This is a genomic window from uncultured Mucilaginibacter sp., from assembly GCF_937859865.1.
Lineage (GTDB): Bacteria > Bacteroidota > Bacteroidia > Sphingobacteriales > Sphingobacteriaceae > Mucilaginibacter_A.
Map to the genome: position 1 here is coordinate 1 of NZ_CALMAT010000157.1, position 11,334 is coordinate 11,334.

At 39.3% G+C, this 11,334-nt stretch carries 8 protein-coding genes; 6 read left to right on the forward strand and 2 right to left on the reverse strand.

The features are described 5' to 3' along the window. Both Q0192_RS17090 and Q0192_RS17095 read right to left on the reverse strand, forming a co-directional pair. Nucleotides 1-576 (reverse strand): hypothetical protein (locus tag Q0192_RS17090; protein ID WP_299291397.1); only part of this gene is annotated, 576 nt, incomplete at its 3' end. Nucleotides 577-875: 299 nt separating this feature from the next. Then, complete coding sequence (locus tag Q0192_RS17095) at nt 876-1,214, reverse strand: cupin domain-containing protein (RefSeq protein WP_299291398.1); 339 nt, start codon at nt 1,212-1,214, stop codon at nt 876-878. 69 nt (nt 1,215-1,283) lie between these two features. Here Q0192_RS17095 and Q0192_RS17100 point away from each other — a divergent pair, with 69 nt between their 5' ends. From Q0192_RS17100 to Q0192_RS17125, 6 genes are all read left to right on the forward strand, one after another. Continuing rightward, entirely contained in the window at nt 1,284-3,119 is a 1,836-nt protein-coding gene (locus Q0192_RS17100; protein ID WP_299291400.1) for a glycoside hydrolase family 9 protein, read from the forward strand. A gap of 67 nt (nt 3,120-3,186) precedes the next feature. Next, a complete protein-coding gene (locus tag Q0192_RS17105) occupies nt 3,187-4,203 on the forward strand; it encodes a cellulase family glycosylhydrolase (RefSeq protein ID WP_299291402.1) in 1,017 nt (338 codons plus the stop codon). Between the two features lie 428 nt (nt 4,204-4,631). After that, nucleotides 4,632-7,826 (forward strand): TonB-dependent receptor, encoded by a 3,195-nt coding sequence (locus Q0192_RS17110; protein ID WP_299291404.1) that lies wholly within the window; start codon nt 4,632-4,634, stop codon nt 7,824-7,826. 20 nt (nt 7,827-7,846) lie between these two features. Then, nucleotides 7,847-9,499, forward strand: coding sequence for a RagB/SusD family nutrient uptake outer membrane protein (locus Q0192_RS17115; protein ID WP_299291406.1), 1,653 nt, complete (start codon nt 7,847-7,849; stop codon nt 9,497-9,499). Nucleotides 9,500-9,520: 21 nt separating this feature from the next. After that, nucleotides 9,521-10,780 carry an IPT/TIG domain-containing protein gene (locus tag Q0192_RS17120; RefSeq protein WP_299291408.1) on the forward strand — a complete coding sequence of 420 codons (1,260 nt, stop codon included), beginning with the start codon at nt 9,521-9,523 and terminating at the stop codon, nt 10,778-10,780. A 342-nt stretch (nt 10,781-11,122) separates the two neighbouring features. Next, nucleotides 11,123-11,334, forward strand: a 212-nt coding sequence (locus Q0192_RS17125) for a hypothetical protein (protein ID WP_299291409.1), incomplete at its 3' end; no start/stop codon positions are given.

Here is an 11,334-nt window from a genome sequence, read left to right on the forward strand (position 1 = left end):
CATTTTTATTAGTTCCGCTTGCTCTTGTCTAATAGTTTCTAAAAGTAATGCGATTTTGTTATTGATAGTTTCATCTATCTTTTTCCAGTCGTTATAATTATCAATCTGAAAGTCTTTGTAAGTTTCAAGAAAACAAATAGTTTCCTTTTCAACTGCTTCAACTGTTCCATAAATACCGTCTTCTGCACATTCAAAGTCTTCGTCAAGTCCATACATAAAACTCTTTTCTTCGTCTGTTAAATCAGCTTGCCAAACAATCCAATTTATAGTACTTACGACTTTTCTTAATGTTATCTTTCTTGCTAAATATTGTTTATAGAGAAAACCGAGAATAACTCGCCCTGAAACTTGTGGTTTATTCTTTCCTATGAATTCGTTTATGAGTGAGACAATGTCATTAAGAGTTTTATGCCCACACAAAGAAAGTTCAATTATAAAATATTCTGGTTCACTATCGCTTGTGATGATTCTGTCTGCCCACTTTACAACTTCGCTTTTGTCCAACAAACCATTGGTTAGGGCGATACTAAAAACCTCTAACAATTCAATAAAATCATGTGGATTAGTTGTCGGCACTGTCGTCTTTTATGGTTGCTGGTAACTCATAAATATACGCACCTTTCAGTATCTCGGTTACAAGTTCAAAATTTTTATTTGCATAATAAACTGCAATCCCAACACTATTAATACTACACTGGTTATCATATTTTTACCGGTTCTAAAAATGCTTAAAACCTGTTAATTTCTTACTTAAACAATACAAAATGCGTACTTCACTTTTTTGTATTGTTCAGTTTTCAACAATACAAAATGCGCACCTTTTGTTATCGCCATTAAATTAATTCCAATGCCAAATCCAACCTCCTTTTATTCCCCTACAACCTTTTATAATCTTCCCGCACCGGGCTAAAAACATCAATCAACCTGCAATCCGTTATCGCCACACCGCCATGTATTACATTTGGCGGGATTACGGCAAACAAACCAGGTTCTAATATTTTTGCAATGCCATCAACCGTCAATTCAAACTTTCCTTCCAACACAAAAGATAATTGTTCGTGTACATGCTGGTGCAATGGAACTAAACATGCTTTTTTTACCTCGATAAAATTGAGGGTATTGTTTTCGGTATGGATAAATTTGGATAGAAAACCGGGCGCAATTTCTTTGGTGGTAATATCGCTGAAACTGCGAAAAACTTCTTCGTTCATCATTTTGTATGGTTTTGAATGGAACAATATGCAAATTTGACCGATAAAAACAGTATCAACCTAAAAAATAACATGAACTTATTGAATTACAATTGCCCGATGTTAAAACGCTTTTGTCTGGTTCTGGTAGTTTTGTTTACTTGTTTTAGTAATTCATCTGCCCAAAACCCAAACAATATTGCTTTAAACCAACTTGGCTTTTATCCAAACGCGCCGAAAGTGGCTATTGTTTCTGGCGTAACAACCGGAAGATTTACGTTAAAAAGCACAGCCGGAAAAGTGGTTTTCAGCAGAAAATTGAAAGCTTCGGGCAAGCCGGATTTTGCAGGGGTAAAAACAGCATCGGCCAATTTCAGTGCTTTCCATCAAACCGGAAAGTTTGTGGTTGCTGTTGCCGGTTTGCCCGATTCTTATCCTTTCGATATCAAACCTAATGTTTTTGCCAATGCGGCAAAAGCATCTGTCAAAGCCTATTATTTCATGCGTGCCTCTACCGCTTTGCCCGAAAAATTTGCCGGAAAATGGCACCGGACAGCAGGCCACCCGGATACGGCCGTGCTTGTCCATCCTTCGGCTGCAAGTGCAAACCGCCCGGCCGGGACTAAAATTGCTGCTCCCAAAGGCTGGTACGATGCCGGCGATTACAACAAATACATCGTTAATTCGGGTATTGCAACCGGTACGCTGCTTTCTTTATACGAGGATTTTCCGGAGTACATGGGTTCTGTTAAGACCAATATCCCCGAAAGTGGAAACCAGGTTCCAGATTTGTTGAATGAAGTATTATGGAATTTGCGCTGGATGCTTTCCATGCAAGACCCGGAAGACGGCGGCGTGTACAACAAACTGACTAACGCTGTTTTTGATGTGATGGAAATGCCCGAAAAAGCCACAGCGCCAAGATATGTGGTACAAAAAGGGACAGCAGCGACACTGGATTTTGCTGCCGTTATGGCCCAGGCTGCGCGAATCTTCAAACCTTTTTCTGTTCAATTTCCCGGCCTTTCTGATTCTTGTTTGGCAGCATCAAAAAAAGCCTGGCAATGGGCGGCAAAAAACCCAAACGTGCAGTACGATCAGGAGGCAATGAACCAAAAATTCGACCCGAAAATAACAACCGGTCCTTATGGCGATGCTTTTTTTACCGATGAATTTATTTGGGCAGGATCAGAACTAACCATTACCACCGGCGATGACGCTTATTACAAATCAATAAATGCGCTTGCCAATCCGGCAATGCCGCTGCCCAATTGGGCGCAGGTAAAACTGCTGGGTTACTATTCCCTCGCCAAAAACCAGAACCAGTTGACCGGCCAGGCGAAAGCAGATTTGCCGGAAATTAAAAAGCGGTTAGTTGCCTTCGCAGATCAGCTAATTTCGGGTGCAGATGCTACTGCTTTTCATACTGTTTTCGGCAAATCAGCGCGTGAATTTAACTGGGGCAGCAATTCATCCGCTGCCAACCAAGGTGTTGCACTGATAAAAGTTTACCAGCTGACCGGCAAGCAGAAATACCTGGATTATGCCCTTACAAACCTGGATTATTTGTTGGGAAGAAATGCAACAGGTTACAGTTTTTTAACCGGTTACGGCAGTAAAACACCCATGCACCCGCATCACCGGCCTTCGGTTTCGGATGGCGTGGTTGATCCCGTTCCCGGCCTTTTGGTTGCCGGTGCAAACCCGGGCATGCAAGACGGTGTAAAATATCCTTCGGCCATTCCTGACCGTGCTTATATTGATGATGACCGCGCTTATGCAGCCAACGAAATTGCGATCAACTGGAATGCGCCTTTTGCCTATTTAATTAATGCGGTTGAAGCTTTGCAAAGCCGCTTAAATAATCATAAAGTTTTTATACATTTTCTTCAACAACTAATTATGGGTAAATACCAGAAAATAGAATAACCGTATTACAACCGGGCGGATAAAGTTGAATAGTTTTGTAGCGTAACCCTACATCCAAAATTCTTTTATGAAATCAGTCAACCCATTTTTTTCCGGCAAAAAGGCAATCATTTATACCTTCACTTTGTTTTCTTTACTGTTGATGTGCTGCTTTAAAAAACAGGCCGAAGTTACTGCCCAACCAACCACTACAACCACCACAACTGCTTTGGTAACGCTTGCTGGTAATGGCGTAAATCTGCAGCCCTCTTATTACAATGGTGGTAATGTAGATTTAGGTTTTCCGTTGATGAAACAGCAAACCAATATTAAAACTATTAGGATTGAGATCGAGCCGACACAAGTAACTAATGCAATTAGGTGGATAAAAGAAGCATCAGGTAATGGTTATACGATTATCTGTACTTACCACAAAGCAACGGTTTTGGGTTCTGATAACCTTTCGGATCTGCTGGATGGTGCCAACTGGTGGAAAACCAATTATGCTGCATTAAGTGCTTCAGGCAAGTTTTATATTAATCTGATAAATGAATGGGGAAGCCATAACCTTTCGGCAACCAATTATGCAAGTTACTATAACCAAGCCATTACGATTGTGCGCACAGTTTACAACGGAACTATAATTGTTGATATTCCAGGTTACGGGCAGGAAACTTATGTAGCAACGAATGCTGTGCTTGGCATTGGCACTGGCGGTATCAAAATTACGGATGCCAATATTGCTTTATCTGCCCATATTTATCCAGGAAACTATGTTGGCCAGCATACAAATAGCAGCGGCTCTTTTAGTTCTGGTGGAAATATGGTTAGTGCCGACCTGGATTATTTGGCCACTTCCGGAAGGACGTGTTTGGTAGGAGAGTTTGGAAACGGAACAAACGGAACGACAGATTGGTCGGGTTTGGTAGATTATGCCAAATCAAAATCCTGGACTATTTTAGGTTGGAGTTGGGCAGGCGATGGCGGCGACGGTATTCATCCGGCCATGAATATGATTGCGCCAAACTTTCAGCCTTACACCGCTGGTACAAATTATCCGTACACGCTTTCTTCTTACTTCAATATCGTTTACAATAAATTATAGTGATAAAAGAAGCATATCAAATTTATTTAACATGCTTCTTTTATCATACAAAAAAACATCAAATACAGATGCTGTTTTTATCAGCATAAAATGCGGGCACAAAATTTATAGGCATAAAAGAAGCATTACAAGATTTTCTGCTATAAAATCAAACAAGCGCTAAAGCCTGTTTAAAATTTATTTAGATTCATTTGAATGCTTCTTTTACCACATAAAAAAACATCAAATACAGATGCTGTTTTTATCAGCATAAAATGCGGACACAAGATTTATAGGTATAAAAGAAGTATTATGATTTTGTCGGATATGAATTTAAATAGGCTCAATCTGAAAAAATAATAAACTGCAATTGATTGTTTTGAAGTATAAGGTTTTAGTTTTACTTTTGAAAAGTAACCCAATTAAATACCTAATTTAATAAATTAATTATGCGTAAAATATTACAAGCAGCCATGCTTTTTGTAATTATTGTGTACAGCACCTCCAACCTTTTTGCCCAAAGCAGAACGGTATCCGGTACTGTTTATGATGACAAAGGAGTTAGCCTTCCCGGTGCCTCTGTAACTGCAAAAGGCACAAAAACAAGTACAAGCACAGACGTAAACGGAAGGTATTCTATTTCTGTACCTGTGGGTGTAAACACTTTGGTGGTTTCTTTTATCGGTATGCAAACCCAGGAAGTGGTTATTGCCGGCAGGAATGCCATTAATGTTACCTTAAAAACTACTGCAACCTCTTTACAAGAAGTAAATGTGGTGAGTATTGGTTACGGTACACAGCGCAGACAGGATATTAATGGTGCTATTTCATCCGTTTCTGCTGCGCAAATTGCCGACATTCCGCAATCCAGTGTTGACCAGATGTTACAGGGTAAGGCTGCGGGTGTAACCATAACCCAAAACTCAGGTGCCCCCGGTAGTGCAACATCAGTACATATTCGTGGTATCACTACTTTCGGTGGTAGCGAACCATTATATGTAATTGATGGGGTACAAATAGAAGGCGGTGCAAATAATGGGCACCAGCTAACAAATGCTGCAAGCCCTACGGAGCAGGAAACGAGTGCAAGTCCGCTTGCCCAGATCAACCCTAATGACATCGAATCAATTGATGTTTTAAAAGATGCTTCGGCAACTGCTATTTATGGTAGTCGCGGAGCTAATGGTGTGGTAATTATCACCACCAAAAGGGGTAAAAATGGTACTGCAAGGATTAATTATGATGCTTTCTACGGTGTACAAACCCAGGGGAAGTTTTTAAAAACGATGGATTTGCATCAATATGCTGCTTATGAAAATTCGCTTGCTGATGCATTCGGACAAGGACGCCGTATTGAATTTTCTAATCCGAGCGCATTAGGTTCAGGTACTAATTGGCAAAGTGCTATATTCAAGAACGCACCGGAGCAAAGCCACACGCTTTCAATTTCAGGTGCCAGAGAGGGAACAGATTATTATGTGTCGGGTGGTTATTTTGACCAAACAGGTACGGTTTTAGCATCCAACTTTAATCGTTATACATTCCACACTACTGTCAATTCACAAGTAAAACCATGGTTTAAAGTTGGTACAAGTATTTCTGCTAATCAAAGTAATGCAAACATTGGTTTAGGGAATGCTTATGGTATTATTTACAATGCCCTGTTACAGGCACCAGATGCTGCTGTTTATAATGCTGATGGTTCTTTTGCAGGCCCGGCGGTAGCGAGTGGAATAATACAAGGAGGCCGCAATCCTATCCAACAAGCATTAAGTATTACCAATACTTTACGCCAAAGTAATGTTCAGGGCAGTTTATATGGCGATATATTGTTTATAAAAGGTTTGACCTTACATTCAGAAGTGGATGGTAATTTCGATTGGAACGCCGCAAAAACATTTAACCCAACCTACTCTTATGGTGCTACAGGTTCGTCTGCTGCCTTTGTAAATACCCAGGCACAACTAAACGAATACAATTCTTCTGATACCTACTGGAACTGGGTAGAGCATTTAAATTACAACCGTACTTTTGGCAAACATGCTGTAACAGCATTGCTCGGTCATGAAGTTTGGGAATCTACTTATGATGGTATCCAGGCAAGCACTAAAGGGTTTACAGCGGGGAACACCATTCAAACATTAAACTTAGGTACACAAAGCACCAATACGTTAGGAGAGCCGAAAGGAAGCAACGTGATGGAATCATTTTTAGCGCGTGCGATATATACTTACAATGATAAGTATAGTATCACCGCTACAACCCGTAGCGACAGGTCATCCAACTTTGCACCAGGGCATCAAGTTGGTTATTTTCCGGGCGTAGCAGTATCCTGGAGGTTATCACAAGAACCATTTATGTCTGGCATAAAAAAATTCGCTGACAATATTAAGATCAGGTTAGGCTATGGTACTGTTGGTAACTCTAATATTGGCCAGTATAGATATGGCTCAGCAATTACGCCGATAGTTACAGGTTTGGGTACAGGTTTTAGCGTTTATAATTTCTCCAATCCTAATCTTACCTGGGAAACCGCTATTCAAAAGAACGCAGGTATTGATTTCAGTATCTTGAATAGCCGTATTGATGCTACTATTGATATATATGACAAGACTTCAAAAAACTTTCTTTTCCAGCAACCTCTTCCTGCATTCCTTTCAGGCGGACCTGCAGAATATTCAAATGCAGCTATTGTTCAGCCGCCTTATGTAAATGCAGGGAAAATTGAAAATAAGGGCATTGAATTTAGCATCAACAGTAGAAATATTATTTCGAAGAACTTTAAGTGGAGTACAACTTTGATCTTCTCAAAATATAAAAACAACATTGTTTCATTAAATGGTTTTCCGGCAATAATTGGTCAGGTATCTACTGGTTTTGGCCCTCAAATTCCAGCTACTTATACCCAAGTTGGTGGTCCAATCGGAGAGTTTTATGGGTATAAGGTAAAAGATATTATCAGTACTCCTGCTCAATTACAAAATATAGCTCAACATCCGCAAAATGTAGTTGGTTCTCCATCAGTAGTTAGTAGCGATAGGACTTTAAATAATGGTGTGTACTTAGGTGACATTGAATACTATGGAGAGAACAATAATGGTAACTCTCCTAATACCCAATATGCTTTAGGTAGCCCTAATCCTGATTTTACCTATAGTATTACAAACAATTTTACTTTCAAAGATTTTGACCTGTCCATATTCTTAAACGGGTCTCAAGGCGGTAAAATATTAAATGCCGTAAAATTTCAAACTGAAGGTTTATATGGGTTATACCAAAATCAATTAGCCGAAGCCAGTAACTATTGGACAACATCAAACCCAACATCAAATATTCCAGCACCAAGAAGTGGTTTTGGTAACAACAATTTGGTAATGTCTGACAGGTTTTTAGAGAATGCTTCGTTTTTAAGGATACAAAATGTACGCTTAGGCTACAACTTGCCTTCGAGCTATGCTAAATATGTAGCAATGAGTCATCTAAAGGTGTTTGTAAGCGGACAAAATCTATATGTATTTACAAAGTATAGTGGTTTGGATCCTGAAATCGGCTCATTAAACCAAAACCCCGTATTGCAGAATATTGATTATGGCAGGTATCCTATTCCTCGTGTAATTACTTTTGGTTTAAATGCAGAGTTTTAATAACTTATTAAGATAGAAAAATGAAAAAACATATAAAATATTTTATTGGTTTGGGCGCATTAGCTGTTGTAACTGCTACTGGTTGTAAAAAAGAGTTTTTTGACCGCCCGCCCGAAAATTCATCAACTGTAGGCACTTACTATCAAACAGAAGCCCAAGTACAGTCAAGTACAGGCATACTTTATGCAGCGCCATGGTTTGGTTTAAACGGAAAGGCATTTTTGGCAATAAGTGAATTGCAAAGTGGTAATGCACGCTGTTACCAAGGAACTGATGGTGCTTTTGATGCTATGAATAATTATACAGCAGGTAATGCTACCCAAGCAGTAACCAGTGCCTGGAATTCACTATATACAGTTATAGCGCAAGCAAATGCTTTGTTGGGTAATTTGCCTACCGCAGTTCCGGCTTCTGTATCGCCTGCTGTAGTAAACAACGCTTTAGGTGAGGCACATTTAATGCGGGCGGCAGCTTATTTTTACCTGGTGCGGATTTTCGGTAATGTTCCGATAATTACCAATCCTACAAACTTTGTCAACACTTTTCAAACGGTTCCTTTAAACCCTGTAACGGATGTTTATCAATTTATAATTAACGACCTGCAATTTGCAGAAACTAATTGTACGCCTGGTGTAGCAAGCACCGGTCATGGGTCCAGTGGATCGGCATCTGCATTACTTGCAAAAGTTTATTTATATAAACAGGATTATGCCAATGCTAAAAAGGAAGCCGAAAAAGTTATCAATAGCGGCGAGTTTCAATTAGTAGGTTTAGAAGCTCCGGGCCAGTATGTTAATTTATTTGAGACAGCTTTTAACAACAATAAGGAATCTATCCTTGCACTGCAATGGACATCAAACGGTGGTTACGGGTTTGGTAACCAGTTACAATCAGTAATTGCAATTGGTGATAACGGTAATGAGCTTACAGGTACAGGTGATGGCTATGGCGAGCTTGGCCCAACATTTGATTTACAGGATGCTTTTAAAACTGCTGGTGATACCATTCGCCGCCACGGAACCATTATGCTTCCAGGAGAATTTTACCCTGAATTGCACAAGGCACAAGGTGGTTACAGAACTCCGCTTTCGGTAAATGAGCAGGCTACCCATGCCGGTATGAAAAAATATGTAGTCGGTACGCCTTCAGATAATAATGGTAGTACAGCAGCTCAATCCACAAGCAACAATACTTATATTATGCGATACGCAGATATATATTTAATTGAAGCCGAATCTATTATGGGATTGGCAAAAAGCCCTGCCGTAGGACACGGGATAGATACTGCTACTACATCTTCAGACCCAATGGCCTTAAAATATTTAAACTTAATACGTCAGCGGGCTGGATTAGCAGCTAAAACAAGTTTCACTTACAGGGATTTGATCAAAGAAAGACGTCTTGAATTTGCAATTGAAGGTGATTATTGGTACGATCTGCAACGAATAGACGGTTTTAATTCTACTACCCATCCGGTAGCGAAAGCAATCCTTGGCCAGCAAAATAAGGGCGATTCTTCCGGTGCTGGTACGGCCGCTGCCAATTACAAAGACTATACCCGAAATTTACAATATATTGTACCTACAGATGCACAGTTTATATTGCCTATCCCAGCTACAGAAACTGCAGCGGATCCCAATCTAACTAAACCTCCTGTTCCTTATAAATTTTAATGTATTATAATAATATTTGAAATGAAACACTTAAAAAATTTAAACCTGATCCTATCCATGTTGATAGTTTTTGGTTTAGCATCTTCCTGTAGGAAGGATAACATTACCGGAATGCCTATTCCGGGTAAAGGTGCCCCAACAATTAGCTCGGTTCATACTTTGAGTAAAACAGATACTACTGCTGTTACCAGGGTAGTAACAACGTACAATTCATCAGGTGTTGCCTCAACAACAATTGTAGGTGCACCAGCTAAAATTTCAGCTTTTGATTCTACAACTGTTAGCGGTGTTTATAACAACTACTATGTTTTATATGGTACTAATTTGGCAAGCACTACTAAAATTTTAATTAATGGTGTTTCTATTTACTTTAATAGGGGGCTTATATCTGATAATTCACTTATATTCAGCATACCAACTACTGTTCCTTATCTTCAGCCACAATCCAACACCATACAAGTAATTACTTTAAATGGTTCTGTTACTTATGGCTTTACCACATTGCCTCCTACACCAGCCATAGCAAGTGTATCGGATTATAACTTTTCTGGTGGTTCACAGATTACCCTAACCGGGCAGGGGTTTGTTGCGGTTACTGCAGTTACATTACAAGCCACAAAGGAAGCTGTAACCATTGTAAGTAAAACAGATAATCAATTGGTGATAAAAATGCCTTCTTCAACTACCAATAGATCTGTTTTGTCATTTGCTTACACTTCAGGTACAAAAATGCTCAATGTGAATTCTACCATCGAGTTTGTAAATATTGATAAAGCTTACGCAATATTTGCTAATGGTAATTTTCAAAATAATTGGCAGGATAATTCCTATGCACAGCCAGCCGGCCCATCCGCAAGTGCACCTTCAATAACAGGAAAGGGAAGTATTGTAGCAAGTTATCCTGCGGGTGGATATAAAGTTGAAGGCGAGGCTAACTATTACCCAAGCTTTGCTTATGACCCTTCTTATAAATACCTTACTTTTTGGATCAAAGGCGGTACGGTAAATCATACCCTATTTTTGGTTGGAGATCAATTGCCTGGCGGCTTCGGCAACAGTCTTACATCCACTACTGCTACTCCGGCACAAATAGTTGTGGTTCCTGCAAATGTTTGGACTTACTATAAAATCCCGTTAGGAACAGGTGCTAAAATGCTTGCTTTTTGGGGAACTAACCCAACCACTGCTACGCTTGCAAAACAATTAGGTTTCTTCCTGAGAGGTAGTTCAGGAGACGTTAACGAAACAATGTATGTGGATGAAATATTGTTTGTTAAATAATAAAGGCAATTAGTTTTGAGGGCCTGTTTAAATTTTGTTCGGTATATTTTCTATGCTTCTTTTATCACATAAAAATCATTGGCCTATTTTACCTTTTGTATCAAAACAAAATTTATAGGCATAAAAGAAGCATCATAAATTTTTAAACAGGCTCTTGATAGGCTCGTTTATTTTATTAAATAATTAGTGTTCTGCCTTAAATAGTTAAAAAAGGAAAAGCTATCTATCATCGGTAGCTTTTCTTTTTTGTTCTGATCAGGATATTTTAAAAACAAAAATTTAGGTAGAAATGGTTTAAAATTTCTAAATAACTTTGATGCTTCTTTTACCTTATAAAAATACATGAAAAAAATTCTCCTCTTTACAATCCTCGCCTTTGTATCACCAAAAATCTTTTCGCAAACCCAACTTACCAGCATTTCCATCAACCAAAAAGTAAAAGCTTTGGTTGCACAGATGACGCTGGAAGAAAAAGTTGGCCAGATGACGCAAATCTCCATCGAAATGCTGCTGAAAACCGAAAACGGCAAACTGCTGGAACCGCGGCAACTGGA

What these genes read in the sequence shown, in the direction of transcription:
- Q0192_RS17105 (WP_299291402.1), top strand. Translation starts at nt 3,187, where the DNA reads ATGAAATCAGTCAACCCATTTTTTTCCGGCAAAAAGGCAATCATTTAT.
- Q0192_RS17115 (WP_299291406.1), top strand. Translation starts at nt 7,847, where the DNA reads ATGAAAAAACATATAAAATATTTTATTGGTTTGGGCGCATTAGCTGTT.
- Q0192_RS17095 (WP_299291398.1), bottom strand. Translation starts at nt 1,214, where the DNA reads ATGATGAACGAAGAAGTTTTTCGCAGTTTCAGCGATATTACCACCAAA.
- Q0192_RS17110 (WP_299291404.1), top strand. Translation starts at nt 4,632, where the DNA reads ATGCGTAAAATATTACAAGCAGCCATGCTTTTTGTAATTATTGTGTAC.
- Q0192_RS17120 (WP_299291408.1), top strand. Translation starts at nt 9,521, where the DNA reads ATGAAACACTTAAAAAATTTAAACCTGATCCTATCCATGTTGATAGTT.
- Q0192_RS17100 (WP_299291400.1), top strand. Translation starts at nt 1,284, where the DNA reads ATGAACTTATTGAATTACAATTGCCCGATGTTAAAACGCTTTTGTCTG.